The 16,790-nt window shown below is 70.5% G+C and carries 13 protein-coding genes; 2 read left to right on the plus strand and 11 right to left on the minus strand.

Annotation, left to right across the window (positions count from 1 at the left end; genetic code table 11):
* Nucleotides 1-48: 48 nt before the first annotated feature.
* Nucleotides 49-1,089, plus strand: a complete 1,041-nt coding sequence (locus ACIRR9_RS28160) for an acyl-CoA dehydrogenase family protein (protein WP_403757198.1) — start codon at nucleotides 49-51, stop codon at nucleotides 1,087-1,089.
* A gap of 84 nt (nucleotides 1,090-1,173) precedes the next feature.
* Here ACIRR9_RS28160 and ACIRR9_RS28165 read toward each other — a convergent pair whose 3' ends face one another.
* From ACIRR9_RS28165 to betA, 8 genes are all read right to left on the minus strand, one after another.
* Entirely contained in the window at nucleotides 1,174-2,043 is an 870-nt protein-coding gene (locus ACIRR9_RS28165; protein WP_403757201.1) for a bifunctional methylenetetrahydrofolate dehydrogenase/methenyltetrahydrofolate cyclohydrolase, read from the minus strand.
* A 151-nt stretch (nucleotides 2,044-2,194) separates the two neighbouring features.
* The gene (locus ACIRR9_RS28170; protein ID WP_403757204.1) at nucleotides 2,195-4,633 is read right to left on the minus strand and encodes an FAD-dependent oxidoreductase; all 2,439 of its coding nucleotides are present in this window, start codon (nucleotides 4,631-4,633) and stop codon (nucleotides 2,195-2,197) included.
* 215 nt (nucleotides 4,634-4,848) lie between these two features.
* Complete coding sequence (locus ACIRR9_RS28175) at nucleotides 4,849-5,814, minus strand: ABC transporter substrate-binding protein (RefSeq protein ID WP_365338999.1); 966 nt, start codon at nucleotides 5,812-5,814, stop codon at nucleotides 4,849-4,851.
* A gap of 13 nt (nucleotides 5,815-5,827) precedes the next feature.
* Entirely contained in the window at nucleotides 5,828-7,804 is a 1,977-nt protein-coding gene (locus tag ACIRR9_RS28180; RefSeq protein WP_403757207.1) for an ABC transporter permease, read from the minus strand.
* Nucleotides 7,804-8,892 carry a glycine betaine/L-proline ABC transporter ATP-binding protein gene (locus tag ACIRR9_RS28185; RefSeq protein ID WP_403757209.1) on the minus strand — a complete coding sequence of 363 codons (1,089 nt, stop codon included), beginning with the start codon at nucleotides 8,890-8,892 and terminating at the stop codon, nucleotides 7,804-7,806. Before ACIRR9_RS28185 ends, ACIRR9_RS28180 begins: the two co-directional genes overlap by 1 nt.
* A 19-nt stretch (nucleotides 8,893-8,911) precedes the next feature.
* Nucleotides 8,912-10,381 carry an aldehyde dehydrogenase family protein gene (locus ACIRR9_RS28190; protein WP_403757212.1) on the minus strand — a complete coding sequence of 490 codons (1,470 nt, stop codon included), beginning with the start codon at nucleotides 10,379-10,381 and terminating at the stop codon, nucleotides 8,912-8,914.
* A 143-nt stretch (nucleotides 10,382-10,524) separates the two neighbouring features.
* Nucleotides 10,525-11,361, minus strand: coding sequence for a 5,10-methylenetetrahydrofolate reductase (locus tag ACIRR9_RS28195; protein WP_403757214.1), 837 nt, complete (start codon nucleotides 11,359-11,361; stop codon nucleotides 10,525-10,527).
* A 5-nt stretch (nucleotides 11,362-11,366) separates the two neighbouring features.
* Nucleotides 11,367-13,037 (minus strand): choline dehydrogenase, encoded by a 1,671-nt coding sequence (gene betA / locus ACIRR9_RS28200; RefSeq protein ID WP_403757217.1) that lies wholly within the window; start codon nucleotides 13,035-13,037, stop codon nucleotides 11,367-11,369.
* Between the two features lie 150 nt (nucleotides 13,038-13,187).
* On the opposite strand from betA, the gene ACIRR9_RS28205 reads away from it, so the two are divergent.
* Nucleotides 13,188-13,985 (plus strand): IclR family transcriptional regulator, encoded by a 798-nt coding sequence (locus ACIRR9_RS28205; RefSeq protein ID WP_403757219.1) that lies wholly within the window; start codon nucleotides 13,188-13,190, stop codon nucleotides 13,983-13,985.
* An 87-nt stretch (nucleotides 13,986-14,072) separates the two neighbouring features.
* Here the strand turns inward: ACIRR9_RS28205 and ACIRR9_RS28210 are convergent, their stop codons facing one another.
* The 3 genes from ACIRR9_RS28210 to ACIRR9_RS28220 are packed head-to-tail and all read right to left on the minus strand — an operon-like array spanning nucleotide 14,073 to nucleotide 16,781.
* Nucleotides 14,073-15,206 (minus strand): aromatic ring-hydroxylating dioxygenase subunit alpha, encoded by a 1,134-nt coding sequence (locus tag ACIRR9_RS28210; RefSeq protein WP_403757220.1) that lies wholly within the window; start codon nucleotides 15,204-15,206, stop codon nucleotides 14,073-14,075.
* 52 nt (nucleotides 15,207-15,258) lie between these two features.
* On the minus strand, nucleotides 15,259-16,422 hold the full coding sequence (locus tag ACIRR9_RS28215; RefSeq protein ID WP_403757223.1) for an NAD(P)/FAD-dependent oxidoreductase: 1,164 nt from the start codon (nucleotides 16,420-16,422) through the stop codon (nucleotides 15,259-15,261).
* On the minus strand, nucleotides 16,419-16,781 hold the full coding sequence (locus tag ACIRR9_RS28220; protein WP_365339015.1) for a bifunctional 3-phenylpropionate/cinnamic acid dioxygenase ferredoxin subunit: 363 nt from the start codon (nucleotides 16,779-16,781) through the stop codon (nucleotides 16,419-16,421). The genes ACIRR9_RS28215 and ACIRR9_RS28220 overlap by 4 nt, the downstream gene beginning before the upstream one ends.
* Between the last annotated feature and the right edge of the window lie 9 nt (nucleotides 16,782-16,790).

Genomic DNA, 16,790 nt, shown 5'->3' on the forward strand with positions numbered 1-16,790 from the left:
GACCCGCGGATCGACACCTCACCCGGGGAAACCGAAAGAATCCTGTCCATGACCGTCACCGCACATCCGCTCGTCACCCGCGCCCGGGAACTCGCCGACGGCCTGCTCGCCCCCGCCGCGGAACGCGTCGACCAGGACGGGGTGCCGGCGAGCCACATCGAGGCGATCAGGCGCTCGGGCCTGCTCGGATTGAACGCGCCGGTGGAGTACGGCGGCTCGGCGGCACCCGTGGCCGTCGTACGCGAGACGTCGGAGATCCTGGCCGGGGCGTGCTGCTCGACCTGGTTCGTGCAGACCCAGCACCACACGCCGGTGACGACCCTGACGGCGACCGGACTGCCGGTGCGGGAACGCCTGCTGGGCCCGCTGGCGCGCGGTGAGCTGCTGTCCGGGGTGGCGTACGCGCATCTGCGCTCGTATCCGCGGCTCCCCGTGCGGGTGAGGCGGCAGGCGGACGGCTGGCACTTCCGGGGAACGGTCCCCTGGTACACCGGCTGGGGCCTGAACGACGTGATGCTGCTGGCCGGGGTGACCGAGGACGACGAGGCGCTGTTCGCCTTCACCGACGCACGGGAGCAGCCGGGCCTGGCCGTGTCGGAGCCGATGCGGCTGGCGGCGCTCACCGCCTCCCGGACGGTCTCCGTGCGCCTGGACGGCCTGCGGGTGCCGGAGGAGGCGGTGGCGCTCCGGCTGCCGTTCGGGGACTGGGCGGCGATGGACCGCCCGAAGACCCGCAACGCCAACCCGGCGGTCTTCGGCATCACGTCGGCGGCACTGGAACTGGTGGAGGAGGAGTACGCCGCTCCGCTGCGGCTCCGCCTGGAGGAGATCCGGCACCGGGCCTACACACTGGCCGATCATCCGGTGCCGCACGAGCATACGGAGGAACGCCTGGCGCTCCGGGAAGAGGCGTTCACGCTGATGCGTACGGCCACGACGGCGGCCCTGGTCACCGGAGGCGGCCGCGCCATGTCCCTGGGCAACCGCGCCCAACGCCTCGCCAGGGAGGGCCTGTTCCTCCTGGTCCAGGGCCAGACCGGCGAATCACGCACGGCACATCTGAAGCGGCTCGCCGAGCGACCCCGCTGACCCACCGGGGCCAGGACCGGAACCACCGCTTTCCGCGGGCGGAGAACGGCGTGGGCTCGGGGCCGTTCTCCGCCAGGGGCACGCTCAGCGGGTTCGAGCGGGGTCCGCGTTCCTCTCGGCGGCCTCGACGACGTTGGCGAGCAGCATCGCCCGGGTCATGGGGCCCACTCCTCCCGGCATGGGCGCCACCCAGCCCGCGACTTGAGCGGCCTCCGGGTGGACGTCGCCCGCGAGGCCGTGCTCGGTGCGGGTGATGCCGACGTCCAGGACGGCAGCGCCGGGACGCAGCATGTCCTTGGTGATGAGTCCGGGCGAGCCGGCGGCCGCGACGACGATGTCCGCCTCGCGGACATGCCAGGCCAGGCCCTTGGTGCCGGTGTGGCAGAGGGTGACGGTGGCGTTCTCGGAGCGGCGGGTGAGGAGCAGCCCGAGCGGCCGCCCGACGGTGATGCCCCGGCCGATCACGCAGACCCGCGCTCCGGCGATCGGCACCTCATGGCGACGGAGCAGTTCGACGATGCCGCGCGGGGTGCACGGCAGGGGCGCCTCGACACCCAGCACCAGCCGACCGAGGTTGACGGGGTGCAGTCCGTCGGCGTCCTTGGCCGGGTCCATGCGCTCCAGCACGGCGTTGGCGTCCAGGTGGCGCGGGAGCGGCAGTTGGACGATGTAGCCGGTGCAGTCCGGGTCGGCGTTGAGCTCGTCGACGACGTCCTCGACCTGCTGTTGCGAGGCGTCGGCGGGGAGTTCCCGGCGCAGGGAGGCGATACCGACCTGCGCACAGTCCCGGTGCTTGCCGGCGACGTAGGCGTGACTGCCGGGGTCGTCGCCGACGAGCACGGTACCGAGCCCCGGCGGACGACCACCGCCGGCGGTCAACTTGGCAACGCGCTCGGCGAGTTCACGACGAATGAGGGCGGCGGTCGCCTTCCCGTCCAGCACTTGTGCGGTCACCGGAGGTTCTCCTTCCCAGCGGCTGAACCACAGCGCCCCGTCAGGGGCGCTGGGGGTACCCCCGGCCGAAGGCTGGGGGAGGAACTGCGCGACCAGCCACGAAGCGGCCGCACCCGGACAACGACACATCGCGGCACCGCCCTCGGAACGCTCACCCACGAAGAGGAGACATCGCCGGGTCGAACAACGGCTCTTCGGCGACGACCGCCTCGACACGCTGATCGAAGTAGCCGATCTGCACCGACGTACCAGGCACCGCCAACTCCTCCGGCAGCCACGCGTAAGCGATCCCCTTGCCGACCGTGTAGCCGTACGCCGCGCTGGTCACGTACCCGACGGCCCGCTCACCGTCGTACACCGGCTCCTTGCCCATCACGACGGCCCGCGGGTCGTCGATGGTCAGGCAGCTCAGCCGGCGCCGTACCTCGCGCTTGCGCCGCTCCAGCGCGGCCTTGCCGACGAAGTCGCCCTTGTCGAGCTTGACGGCGAAGCCGACCCCGGCCTCGTAGGGGTCGTGCTCGTAGGTCATGTCGGTGCCGAAGGAGCGGTAACCCTTCTCCAGGCGCAGGCTGTTGAAGGCGCCCCGGCCGGCGATGACGCCGCCGAGCGGCTCGGCGGCCTGCCAGAGGGTGTCCCAGAGTTTCGCGCCCTGGTCGGCGGTGGTGTACAGCTCCCAGCCGAGTTCGCCGACGTACGACAACCGCATCGCGGTGACGGGCACCGAGCCGATGTAGGCGCGCTTGGCGCGGAAGTACTTGAGGCCGTCGTTGGAGAAGTCCTCGTCGGTGAGCGGCTGGAGGACCTCGCGTGCAAGGGGGCCCCACAGACCGATGCAGCAGGTGCCCGGGGTGATGTCGCGGACCTGGACCGTGCCCCCGGCCGGGAGGTGACGGCTGAACCAGTCGAGGTCCAGGTTGCCGTTGGCGCCGACCTGGAAGAGGTCGCGGGCGAGGCGGGCGACGGTGATGTCGCTGCGGATGCCGCCGTCGTGGTCCAGCAGCAGCGTGTAGGTGACCGAGCCGACGGACTTGGCGACCTTGCCGGTGACCAGGCCCTCCAGGAAGTCCGCGGCGCCGGGGCCGCTCACCTCAAGGCGCTTGAGGGCGGTCATGTCGTACATCGCGACGGTCTCGCGGGTGGCCTGGGCCTCGGCGCCGACGATCGGCGACCAGTAGCGGGCCGCCCAGTCGTTGGGGGTGGGGATCGAACGGCCTTCGACCAGGCCCGCGTTCGCCTCGTACCACTGGGGGCGTTCCCAGCCGTTCGCCTCCAGGAAGAACGCGCCGTGTTCCTGCTGGCGGGTGTGGAAGGGGCTGGTGCGGATCGGGCGCGGCTTCCCGGACGGCTGCAGCGGGTGAAGGATGTCGTAGACCTCGACGAAGTTCTGGCAGTCGCGGGCCAGGACGTACTCCGGGGCGAGCTGGTGCGGCTCGAAGCGGTTGACGTCGCACTCGTGGAGGTCGAAGGACGAGCAGTGGCCGTCGACCAGCCATTCGGCGACCGCGCGGCCGACGCCCGCGGAGTGGGTGACCCAGACGGCCTCGGCGACCCAGAAGCCCTTGACGTCCGGGGACTCGCCGAGCAGCGGGTAGCCGTCGGTGGTGAAGGAGAACAGGCCGTTGATGCCCTCCTCGACCTTCGCCTCGCGGGTCGCGGGGAGCAGGGACTGCGTCTCGGTCCAGGCGTCCTCGAAGTCCTCCTCGGTGAACTTGAGGACCGAGGGCATCTGGTCGGCCTCGTCGACGGACAGGATGTCGTCGGCGGAGATCGGCATGGGGCGGTGGCCGTAGTAGCCGATGCCGATGCCGTCGAAGCGGTCGCGGTAGTAGAGGTCGGCGTCCTGGTGGCGCAGGATCGGGCGGACGGCCTCCTCGGTCTGGCCGGCGAGGGCGGGGACCGGGCCGGTCCAGGCGAGTTGGTGGCCGAGCGGGGTGAGCGGGAGGTTCATGCCGACCATGCGGGCGATCCGCGGGCCCCAGATGCCGGCGCAGCACACGACGATGTCGGCGGGGAGCTCGCCCTGGTCGGTCAGCACGCCGGTGACGCGGCCCTCGCTCTGCCGGACGTCGAGGACCTCGTGGCGGGCGAGGAAGCGCACACCGCGCTCGGTGGCCCGGCGGATCTGCGCCTCGACGGCGAGGACGGCCTTGGCGAGGCCGTCGGTGGGGACCAGGAGGCCGCCGAGGACCCGGTCGCGGTTGACCAGTGGGTGCTGCTCGACGCACTCGTCCGGGGTCAGCAGACGGGCCTCGATGCCCCAGGCGGTGATCCAGCCGTGGCGGCGGTGGAGTTCGGCGAGGCGCTCGGGGCTGGTCGCCACTTCGAGGCCGCCGACCTGGAGGAAGCAGGGCTTGCCGTCGACGTCGAGGGAGCAGAACTTCTCGACGGTGTAGCGCGCCAGCTCCGTCATGGTCTTCGAGGGGTTCGTCTGGAAGACCAGGCCCGGCGCGTGCGAGGACGAGCCTCCGGTGGCCGGGAGGGGGCCCTGGTCGACCACGGTCACCTCGGTCCAGCCGCGTGCGGAGATCTCGTCCGCTAGGGCCGCCCCCACGACACCCGCTCCGATGATGACCACTCGGGGTCCCGCCATCGCCCAACCTCCGAACTTGAGACCGGTGCAGTTGCTGTGTACGCAACTTGATTCAGGTTGCGCAACTCAATGTGCCCGTCACCGAGGAGAGGTGTCAAGGGGGCGGTGACGTCGCACGAAGACCCGGGGAACGGCAACGCCCGGCGGGCGGTGCGCACCAGCTGCGCACCGCCCGCCGGGCGTTCTGACCGGCCTGTTCCAGAGCTCGGTTGCCGCTACTTCAGCCAGGCGTCGACCTTGTCCTTGTTGGCGTCGACCCACTTCTTCGCCGCCGCGTCGTCCGACAGCTTGTCCTGGGCGATGTACTTGGCCACGGTGTTCTGGTCGTCGTTGGTCCAGTTGAAGTTCTTCACCAGCTTGTACGCCGGACTGTCCGACTTGGCGAAGCTCGAGCTGACGATCTTGTCCAGGTCGTAGACGGGGTAGTCGCAGGCGACCTTCGCCGCGTCGGCGTCGCAACCCGTCGTGTACTTGGGCAGGTTCACCTTCACCAGCGGCACCTCGGACAGGAACCACTGCGGTTCGTAGAAGTAGCCGATCAGCCACTGCTTGTTCTTCTCGGCCGTCCGGAAGGCCTGGATGAGCGCGGTCTCGCTGCCCGCGTACACCACCTTGAAGTTCAGCTTCAGGTTGGTGACCAGGGCGGCGTCGTTCGTGACGTACGACGGGTCGCCGTCGAGGAGTTGGCCCTTGCCGCCCGACTCGGACGTCTTGAAGCTGGCGGCGTACTTGTTCAGGTTCTCCCAGTTGGTGATGTCGGGGTGCGCCTTGGCCAGCCACGGCGGCACGTACCAGCCGATGATGCCCTTGTTGCCGGTGGAGCCCGCCTCGACGGCCGTCTTCTGGCCGGTGATGTACTTCTTCTTCAGGTCGTCGTGGCCCCAGTTCTCCAGGACGGCGTCGACCTCGCCGGTCCCGAAGCCCTGCCAGGCGATCTCCTCCTTCAGGTCCTTCTTGTTGACCGTGCAGCCGAGGTCGTGCTGTGCGACGTACGCGACGACCGCCGCGTCCGCCTCGTAGCCGACCCACGGGTTGACGGCCAGGTTGAAGGTGCCGCACTTCCCCCCGGAGCTCTTCGAGCCCGCGGAGGAGCTGTCGCCGACCTTCGCGCCGCCGCACGCCGTGAGAGTGAGGCCGAGGACGGCCAGGCCGGCCGCGCCGGCTCGCCAGTGTCTTGACATGGTGTCGCGCTCCTTATGCCCTGGTGCGTCGCGCCGCAGCCTGAGTGATCCGGTCGAACATGACTCCGAGCAGTACGATGGCGAGCCCTGCCGCCAGCCCCTTGCCGTACAGCTCGCCCTGCGAGAAACCGGCCACGACGTCGTAGCCGAGAGCGCCTGCGCCAACCAGGCCGCCCAACACAACCATCGACAGCACGTAGATCAGGCCCTGGTTGGTCGCGAGGGTCAGGGCGCTGCGTGCCATCGGCAGCTGGACCTTGGTGATGATCTGCCAGGAGTTGCACCCGGCCGAGGTGGCCGCCTCCACGGTGGACTCGGAGACGTTCCGCACCCCGTCCGCGATGATCTTGATGGCGACGGGGGCCGCGTAGACGACGCCCGCGATGATCGCGGTGAAGCGGGTGGCGCCGAACAGCGCCAGGAACGGCACGAGATAGACGAACGGCGGCATGACCTGCGCGGCGTCCAGAGTGGGCCGGATCAGCCGGTCCGCCAGCGTGCTGCGGCCCATCCACACGCCGAAGACGACGCCGGCCAGCATCGTCAGGATCGTGGCCACGACGGTCGAGGCGAGGGTGGTCATGCTGTCCGACCAGAGTCCGGTACCGACCAGCAGCCCGACGCACACGGCCGCCGTCACCCCGGCCCGCCAGCCGCCGAGGACCGCGCCGAGCGCGACCAGGACAGCGCCGACCAGCCACCACGGGGAGTCGGTGAGCAGGGTCTGGAAGGGGTTGAGCAGGCCGTTGGTGACGGCGTCCCGCAGGGCGTTGGTGAGGCCGAAGAGATGGTCCTGCAGCCACGTGGACGTGGTGTCGGCAGCGCTCGCCATGTGGCTGCCGACGGTGCCGTCGCCGGGGAACTCGGCCGCCCAGACGTAGGTGTGGGAGAGGTAGACCAGGACGAGGGCCGCGACCCCGCCCGCCCCCAGCAGCGGGCGGCGCCACTTGGCGAACCGGCCCTCGCCCGTACGGCGGGTCTCGGTGCGTACGGCCGCCGCCGTGGTGACCCGGTCCAGCACGATGGCCATGACGACGATGGCGAGGCCGGCGTTGAAGGCGGTGCCGACGTCGAGCGACTGGAGAGCCTGGACGACGGTCTTGCCGAGGCCGGGCGCGTCGATCAGGGCCGCGATGGTGACCATGGCCAGGGCGGCCATGATGGTCTGGTTGACCCCCACGACGACCGTGCGCCTCGACATCGGCAGCAGCACCTTCACCAGTTGCTGCGCGCGGGTGGCGCCGAGTGAGTCGGCCGCCTCGACGGTGGTCTCGGGGACCGAGCGGATGGCGTACGCGGTGATGCGGATGGCGGGCGGGGCCGCGTAGATGACCGTGGTGATCACGGCGGAGGCGCCGCCGATGAGGAAGATCAGGGTCAGCGGGGCGAGGTAGACGAAGGTCGGCATCGTCTGCATGAAGTCCAGGAAGGGCGTCATGATCCGGTTGACCCGGTCGGAGAGCCCGGCCCAGACGCCCAGCGGGATCCCGATGACCAGCGCCACGAGCACCGCCGACAGGGTCAGCGCCAGGGTGTCCATGCTCTCCTGCCACAGGCCCTGCAGCCCGAAGAAGGTGAAGCCGGCCACGGCCAGCAGCGCCACCCGCCAGTTGCCCACGGCCCAGGAGACGTAACCGGTGAGTCCGACGACGCCGAGCCAGCCGATCTGCGGGACCGGGCGGGAGCCGCTGGGCTGGGAGATGAGCGACTGGACGAAGGTCACCAGGTTGTCGATGACCAGCCGGATCTCGTTGAAGAAGTACAGGAAGACCGGGTTGGAGTTGCGGTTGGCGCCGATGCTGTCGTTGACGTCGTTCAGCCAGCGGTGCAGACCGGTCAGGTCGGCCGCGGCCAGGGTCAGCGTCTGCCGGCCGCGCAGCACGGCGAACAGCAGCAGCCACAGGACCAGGATCGCGGCCACCACCATCGGGCGGCTGACCTTCTGCCGTATCGACGCGACCGGCGCGGTGGCGTCGGCGACGGCGGCCATCAGGCGCCGCCTTCCTGTCCGGCCACGACGGAGAGGATCTCCTCGTCGCCGACGATGCCGAGCAGCTTGCCGTTCTCGACGACCTTGACCGGCTTCTCGGCGGCGAGCACCGCCCGGGTGGCCTCGCGCACGACGACGTCGGGGCCGAGCTCGGGCCCGTCCAGTTCGTCGCCGTCCGCCGGCGGGCGCATGATCCAGCGCAGGGTGAGCACGTCACCGCGCGGCACGTCCTTGACGAAGTCCCGCACGTAGTCGTCCGCCGGGGCGCCCACGAGTTCGTCGCCGGTGCCGCACTGGACCATCTTGCCGTCCCGCATGATCAGGATGCGGTCGCCCAGCTTGAGGGCCTCGGAGAGGTCGTGGGTGATGAACACCATGGTCTTGCCGACCTCGTGGTGCAGGCGGATGACCTCGCTCTGCATGTCGCGGCGGATCAGCGGGTCGAGTGCGGAGAACGGCTCGTCGAAGAAGAGGACGTCGGGGTCGCCGGCCAGGGCACGGGCGAGGCCGACGCGCTGCTGCATACCGCCGGAGAGCTGGTCGGGGTAGGAGTTCTCGTAGCCGGCGAGGCCCACCAGTTCGACGGTCTCCATCGCCCGTTTCATGCGTTCGGCCTTGCTCATGCCCCGGATCTCCAGGCCGAACGCCACGTTGTCGACGACCTTGCGGTGCGGCAGCAGACCGAAGTGCTGGAAGACCATGGAGAACTTGCTGCGCCGCAGTTCGCGCAGCCGCCGGGCGTCGGCGCCCCGGATGTCCTCGCCCTCGAAGACGATCTCGCCGGCGGTGGGTTCGATCAGCCGGGTGAGACATCGCACCAGCGTGGACTTGCCGGACCCGGACAGGCCCATCACGACGAACACCTCGCCGTTCGACACCTCGAAGTTCACGTCCCGCACGGCGGCGGTGCAGCCGGTGCGGTCCATGAGTTCGCGGCGGGTGAGCCCGCACAGTTCCTCGGATCCCGGCACCTCGTCGGCCTTGGGTCCGAACACCTTCCACAGCCGGCGCACGGAGATGACCGGGGTGCGATCCTGAGGGTCCTGGGACGTGCCGCGCCGCTGCGACACCTCGGTGGCTGGGGTCATGATCGGCCTCTTTTCGGCGTCAGCCGCTGAACCAGCGCTGCGGCCGGGGTTGGATGTTCTGCCAGATGTGTTTGGGCTCTCGGTACTCGTCCAGGCCGGTCGGTCCCAGCTCCCGGCCCACGCCCGAGTGCCCGAAGCCACCCCATTCCGCTTGCGGCACATAGGGGTGGTAGTCGTTGATCCACACGGTGCCGTGGCGCAGCCTGCGCGCGACCCGCTGCGCCCTGCCCGCGTCCTGTGTCCAGACGGCTCCGGCGAGGCCGTACTCCGTGTCGTTGGCGATGCGGACGGCGTCGTCCTCGTCCCGGAACCGCTCGACGGTGAGCACGGGCCCGAAGGACTCCTCGTGCACCACACGCATGTCCTGCCGGCACTCGTCGAGGACGGTGGGCGGGTAGTAGAAGCCGTTCGCCAGCGCGGGATCGTCGGGGCGCGCACCGCCGCAGCGCAGTACGGCGCCCTCGGCGATCCCGGCGGCGACATACGCCTCGACCTTCTCGCGGTGCTGTGCGGAGATCAGCGCGCCGGTCTCGGCCTCGGGGTCGAAGGGGCCGCCGAGCCGGATGAGCCGGGCACGGCGTACGACCTCGTCGACGAAGGCGTCGTGGATCGAGTCCTCGACGATCAGCCGGGCGCCGGCCGAGCAGACCTGCCCGGAGTGCAGGAAGACGGCGGTGAGCGCGAAGTCGACGGCGGTCTCGAAGTCGGCGTCGGCGAAGACCACGTTCGGGTTCTTGCCGCCGAGTTCGAGGGCGACCTTCTTCACCGTGGCGGCGGCGGTGGCCATGATGTGCCGGCCGGTGTGCAGGCCGCCGGTGAAGGACACCATGTCGACGTCCGGGTGGTCGGCCAGCGGCGCGCCCGCCTCGGCCCCGGCGCCCAGCACCAGGTTGGCGGCGCCGGCCGGGAGCCCGGCCTCCTCCAGGGCCTTCATCAGGAGGATCGAGGTGGAGGGGGTGAGCTCGCTGGGCTTGAGGATCACCGTGTTGCCGGCGAGCAGGGCCGGGGCGACCTTCCAACTCGCCTGCAGCAGCGGGTAGTTCCAGGGGGTGATCAGTCCGCAGACGCCGACGGGTTCGTAGGTGACCCGGCTGAGCGCGTCGTCACGGCCGGTGTCGACCACGCGTCCCGCGCTGGTGCCGGCGATGCCGCCGTAGTAGCGGAAGCAGGAGACGACGTCGGCGATGTCGTACTCGCTCTCCACCAGGCGCTTGCCGCTGTCCAGGGACTCGGCACGGGCGAAGTCCTTGGCGTCCCGCTCGATGATGTCGGCGGTGCGCAGCAGCAGCGCGCCGCGCTCCCGCTCCGGGGTGTGCGGCCAGGGGCCCTCGTCGAAGGCTTGCCGGGCCGCGGCGATCGCGGCCTCGGTGTCGGGGCGGCCGGCCTCCGAGACCGTCGCGACGAGGGTGCCGTCCGACGGACAGCGGATCTCGCGCCGGCCGCCGGCCACCGCGGCGCGCCATTTTCCATCCATGTACAGATCTGCCACGGCCGCGCCCTTCGAGCCCGAAATCGTTGCGCATTGTGCATTGGATTGCTTGTGGTGGAACACCCTGGCCGAATGGACTGATGCACGTCAAGGGGTTCGCGGGTCCCGATTCGGCCGCGGAATCGACGCCCCCTCATGGGCTGTCAGCCGCCCAGCCGGTCCAGCAGGGCACGGCGCCATCGCTCCGTCTCGGCGACCTGGTTGAAGGTGAACAGATGCAGGCCCGCCACGCCCGCCGACGGCCCGGTGAACGCCTCCGCGCCGCGTGCGAGGAGCCGGTCCGGGTCGTAGCCGCCGGGCGCCGCGAAGCGCAGGAACCAGGACGCGTGTTTGGTGAGGAAGCGGGTCGACTCCCCCACCCCGATCTTCGTCGCCATGGCCAGCAGCTTGGCGCGCTGCACGGGCCCGGCGACGCCGATGTATACGGGCAGGGTGACGTCACGGGCCCGGATCCGGGTGATCCAGTCGCCGAGCACGCGCGCGTCGAAGCAGAGGTTGCTGACGATGTAGGTGGCGTGCGCCCGCTTGTCCCACATCGCCTGGATGGTGAGGTCGTCATGGATGAGCGGATGGCTCTCCGGATAGCCGGTGATGCCCGTCTCGGCGAAGGGGCTGCCCAGTTCGGTCAGCCGGCGCAGCACCGGCAGCGCCCCGTCGTACGGCCCGGCGGGCGGATCGGCGTCGCCCGCCGGGACGAAGACGTCGTCGACGCCCGCCGTGAGCAGCCGCTCGGTGACGTCCTTCAGGTGGGTGTCGTCCCGCAACAGGCGGGCGGGGACGTGCGGGACGACCCGGTACCCGTGCGCAGTGAGCCGCTCGGTGAGCGCGAGCGTCGGTTCCAGGCCCTTGGCCGGCGATGCCGTGACCGTGACCACGACGTCGCGGGGCACCTGGGCGAGGACCTTCTCCTCGGTCGCCTTCGCCGGCAGCACCTCGTAGCGGACGCGGGCGAGCAGCGCCCGCAGGGCCTCGGCCCCCATGTCCGCTACCCGGCCTGCTTCTGGGCGTCGCGGTGCCGGTAGTAGACGGCCTTGGAGGGCTCCAGCGGCTCCTTGCCGAGGATCAGGTCGGCGGCCTTCTCGGCGATCATCATCACCGGCGCGTAGATGTTGCCGTTGGTGACGTACGGCATCACCGACGCGTCGACGACCCGCAGCCCGTCCACGCCGTGCACACGCATGCTCGCCGGGTCGACGACGGACATCTCGTCGGTGCCCATCTTGCAGGTGCAGGAGGGGTGCAGGGCGGTCTCGCCGTCCTTGGCGACCCAGTCGAGGATCTCCTCGTCCGTCGCGACGGACGGGCCGGGCGAGATCTCGCCGTCGTTGTAGGGGGCGAGCGCGGGCTGGTTGAGGAGGTTGCGGGCGACCCGGATCGCCTCGACCCACTCCCGGCGGTCCTGCTCGGTGGAGAGGTAGTTGAAGCGCAGTGCCGGGTGTTCGTCCGGGTCCTTGCTCTTGATCTTCACCGAGCCGAGGGCGTCGGAGTACATGGGGCCCACGTGGACCTGGTAGCCGTGGCCGCCGGCGGGCACCGAGCCGTCGTAGCGGACCGCGATGGGCAGGAAGTGGAACATCAGGTTGGGGTAGTCGACGTCCTCGTTGCTGCGGCAGAAGCCGCCGGCCTCGAAGTGGTTCGTGGCGGCCGGCCCCTTGCGGAAGAGCCACTGCAGGCCGATGAAGGGGGCCCGCCACTTCGCCAGGTACGGCTGCATCGAGACGGGCTGCTTGCAGCCGTACTGGATGTACACCTCAAGGTGGTCCTGGAGGTTCTCGCCGACGCCAGGCAGGTCGTGGACGACGTCGATGCCGAGGGCGCGCAGTTCCTCGGCGTTGCCGACGCCGGAGAGCTGGAGCAGCTGCGGTGAGTTGATCGCGCCGCCACAGAGGATGACCTCCTTGGCGTGGACCTGCTGGAGGGCGCCCCTGCCGCGCCGGTACTCGACGCCGACGGCCTTCTTGCCCTCGAAGAGGACGCGGGTGACCAGGGCGCGGGTCTTCACGGTGAGGTTGGGGCGCTTCCGGGCGGGCTTGAGGTACGCCTTGGACGCCGACAGGCGCCGGCCGCGGTGGACGTTGCGGTCGAACTTGGCGAAGCCCTCCTGCCGGAAGCCGTTGACGTCGTCGGTGGGCGCGTAGCCCGCCTCCTCGGTCGCCTTCAGGAAGGCGGAGAAGAGCGGGTTGGCGGCCGGGCCGCGCTCCAGGACGAGGGGGCCGTCGTGGCCGCGGAACTCGTCGTCCGGGTCGGCCGCGAGGCAGTTCTCCATCCGGCGGAAGTACGGCAGGCAGTGGGCGTAGTCCCAGCTCTCCATGCCGGGATCGGCGGCCCAGCGCTCGTAGTCCATCGGGTTGCCGCGCTGGAAGATCATGCCGTTGATGCTGCTGGAACCGCCGAGCACCTTGCCGCGGGCGTGGTAGACCCGGCGGCCGCCCATGTGGGGCTCGGGCTCGGACTCGTACTTCCAGTCGTAGAACCGGCTGCCGATGGGGTAGGTCAGCGCCGCGGGCATGTGGATGAAGACGTCCCACGGGTAGTCGGGGCGGCCCGCCTCCAGTACCAGGACCCGGTTGCCGGGGTCGGCCGAGAGCCGGTTCGCCAGTGCACTGCCGGCCGATCCGCCGCCGACGATGACGAAGTCGTACTGCAAGGGAGCCATGGTGCCTCGTCTCGCTCGCGCCGTCGATGTGCGCGGCATGCTAGTACGGGTATCGCTATACGCACCAGGTTGCGAACAACGCAACCTGTAAGATCTTTGTTCACATCGCGTTACTTGGAGTGCGTTGTTTACTGCGCGTATAGTTTCGCTATGAGCAACTACAGTCCGGATACCGAAACTAACGGCTCATCTTCTGGCGGCGTGCAGTCCGTCGACCGCGCCATCAGCGTCCTGGAGATCCTCGCCCAGCGCGGCGAGGCGGGCGTGAGCGAGGTGGCCGCCGAGATCGATGTTCACAAGTCGACCGCGTTCCGCCTGCTCGGCGCCCTGGAGGCGCGCGGTCTCGTGGAGCAGTCGGGCGAGCGGGGCAAGTACATGCTCGGCTTCGGCATCGTACGCCTGGCCGGCGCCGTCACGGGACGCATCGATGTCACCCAGCAGGGCCGGCAGGTGTGCGAGCGACTGGCCGAGGAGATCGGCGAGACGGTCAACATCGCGGTGATGCAGGAGCACTACGCGATCAACCTGTACCAGGTGCGGGGTACGGCCGCCGTCACCGCGCACAACTGGGTCGGCCAGCTGACCCCGCTGCACGCGACCTCCAGCGGCAAGATCATGCTGGCCCACCTGCCCGCCACGGAGCGCGCCGCGCTGATCTCGGACGGCGGTCTGAAGAAGCTCACCCCGCACACCATCTCCACGAAGGCGAAGCTGGAGAAGAACCTCGCCGAGGCCCGGGAGCGCGGGTACGCCTGGACTCTGGAGGAGCTGGAGATCGGGCTGCACGCCATGGCCGCGCCGATCCGCGACCGGGACGGCGTGGTCATCGCGTCGATCAGCGCCTCCGGGCCCTCCTACCGGTTCACCGAGGAGCGTATGCACGAGCTGGCTCCGGTGCTGGTCAAGGGCGCGGAGGAGATCAGCCACCGCATGGGATACCTGGGCTGAGCAGTGCGTGGGCCGAGCGCCCGCAGGACGACCGCCGTAGGGCCCGCGTCCGCATCCCGCGCGGGCCACGGGCGCCCCTCCCCCGCGTCACTCCGGCTGCCGGGTACCGAGCCGCTCGTGCACCCAGTCGTGGAAGGCACCGATGTGGTGCTCGCTGGGCACCAGCACCCCGCCCTTGGCGTACAGCCGTGAGCTCATCCCGGGCTGAGTGCGCTCGCAGGCGTCGAAGTCCTGCCGGTTGACCCGGTCGAAGAGCTCCACGGACCGGCTGACGTCCTTGCCGCTCTCCACGACGTGCGGAAGGTAGAGCCAGTCGCACTCGACGATGGTCCGGTCGGCGGCCACCGGGTACATCCGGTGGAAGATCACGTGGTCGGGCACCAGGTTGATGAACACCTGCGGTTTGACGGTGATCGCGTAGTAACGCCGGTCCTGGTCCTCGGAGACTCCGGGGATGCGGTCGAGGCCCTCGGAGCCGTCGACGGTGAAGCCCTGGATGTCCGTGCCGAACTCGGCGCCGTGGCCCACGTAGTACTGGGCGGCGTAGCCGTCGGCGAACTCGGGCAGCACCTCGGTCAGTTCGGGGTGGATCGTGGCGCAGTGGTAGCACTCCATGAAGTTCTCGATGATGAGCTTCCAGTTCGCCTTGACGTCATAGACGATCCGCTTGCCGACGGAGAGGTTCTCGACGCCGTAGCGCTCGATCGACTCGACGTCGCCGAGGCGTTCGACCGCCGCCCCGATCACGTCCTCCTCGAAGGAGGGCGGGTTCTCGGCGAGGCACACCCACACATAGCCGAGCCACTCGCGCACGGCCACGCCCACCAGGCCGTACTCGGTGCGGCCGACGTCGGGCATCTTGGTGAGGTTGGGGGCCGCGACCAGTTTGCCTTCCAGGTCGTAGGTCCAGGCGTGGTACGGGCACTGGAAGGCGCGCCTGACCTCGCCGGTCTCCTCGGTGCAGAGCTTGGCGCCGCGGTGCCGGCAGACGTTGAAGTAGGCGCGGATCGAGTGGTCCCGGGCTCGGGTGACGAGGATGGACTCGCGGCCCACGTCGACCGTGCGGAACGCACCCGGCTTCGGCAGGTCGGCGGCGCGGGCGACGCAGAACCACATCGTCTCGAAGATGCGCTCCTGTTCCTGCGCGAAGATCCCGGGGTCCGTGTAGGCGGAACCGGGCAGGGTGGCGATCAGGCTGTCCGGCAGGCTGGTCGAGGTCACGGTGCACTCCTCGGAGAACGTCGTGGATCGGTGGGGTGGCGCGGACGCCGGGTCAGGACGCGGCGGTGCCGAACTGCTTGCGCGCGCGGGTGAACAGCCGCGGCTGGTTCATGCCGAGCACGGCGACCTGCCGGCCTGCCCGCCGGTAGACGGCGAGGAAGCTGCGGTCGTCGGTGGAGCCCTCCTCGACCGTCACGCTGTCGGCCCCGGCGGCCTGGCCGACGAACTGGATCTTCACGCCGTACTGGTCGGACCAGAAGTACGGGGCCTTGGGGACGCCGGGTTCGGTCGCACCGTGGGCGAGCAGGGCGGCGACGGCTGCGGCCGGCCGTTCCAGCGCGCCGGTCCAGTGCTCGACCCTGCGGTGGGTCCCGGTGTGCGGGTCGTACCAGTTGGCGCAGTCGCCGACGGCGACCACCCCGGCCAGGCTGGTACGGCCGTCGGCGCCGCACTTCACGCCGTTGTCGAGCGCGATGCCGGAACCTTCGAGCCAGTCGACACAGGGGCGCGCGCCCACGCCGACGACGACGGTGTCTGCGGGCACGCTGCGGCCGTCCTCCAGCAGCACGGCCTCCACCTGGCGCTCACCGCTCAGCCCCTTGACCCCCACCCCGCACAACAGCCGTACGCCGTGGTCGGTGTGGAGGGCGGAGACGACGGCGCCCATGGTCTCGCCGAGCGGTCCGGCCAGCGGCGTCGGCGCCGCCTCGATCACGGTGACGTCGAGGCCGAGCGCGTACGCCGTGGAGGCGACCTCGGCGCCGACGAACCCGCCGCCGATCACCACCAGACGGCCGCCCCGGGCGAGGTCCTCGCGCAGGGCGCGGGCGTCGTCGAGGGTGCGCAGCACATGGACCCCGGCGAGGCCGTCGGCGCCGGGCAGGGTACGGGCGGCGGCGCCGGTCGCGATGACCACGCCGTCGGCGCCGACCTCCCGGCCGTCGGCGAGCCGGATCGCCCGCGCGGTGCGGTCGAGCCCGGTGGCGCGGGCGCCGAGCAGCCACTCCACGTGGAGTTCCTCCTCGTCCCGCTCCAGCGCGAGGTCCGCCTCGCCGATGGTGCCGGCCAGGAACTCCTTGGACAGCGGCGGCCTGTCGTAAGGGCGGTGGGACTCCTCGCCGATGACGACCAGTCGGCCGTCGTACCCGCGCTGCCGCAGCGAGCGCGCGGCCGACAGCCCGGCCAGCGAGGCGCCCACCACGGCCACGGTCCTCACGCGGCGCCTCCGGCGAGGCGGGCGCTGATGCACGGCGGCAGGTTGGGGGCGTCGGCGGAGAGCCGGACGTAGACCATGCCGTCCTCGACAACGACCTCGTGGGTGCGGACCGGGAGCTTGGCCGGGGGTGCGTCCACGGCACCGGTCCTGAGGTCGAACTTGGAGGCGTGCAGGGGGCATTCCACCTCGCAGCCCTCCAGCCAGCCGTCGGCGAGCGAGGCGTCCTGGTGGGTGCAGGTGTCGTCGATGGCGAAGAGCTCGCCGTCGTCGGTGTGGAACACCGACACGGGCGGGTCGATGTCGAGCCGGTGGGCCTCGCCTCTCGGCAGATCCGAGAGACGGCACGCGGGAATCATCATGACACCTCG

It is taken from the genome of Streptomyces sp. NPDC101234 (assembly GCF_044767525.1).
Lineage (GTDB): Bacteria > Actinomycetota > Actinomycetes > Streptomycetales > Streptomycetaceae > Streptomyces > Streptomyces sasae.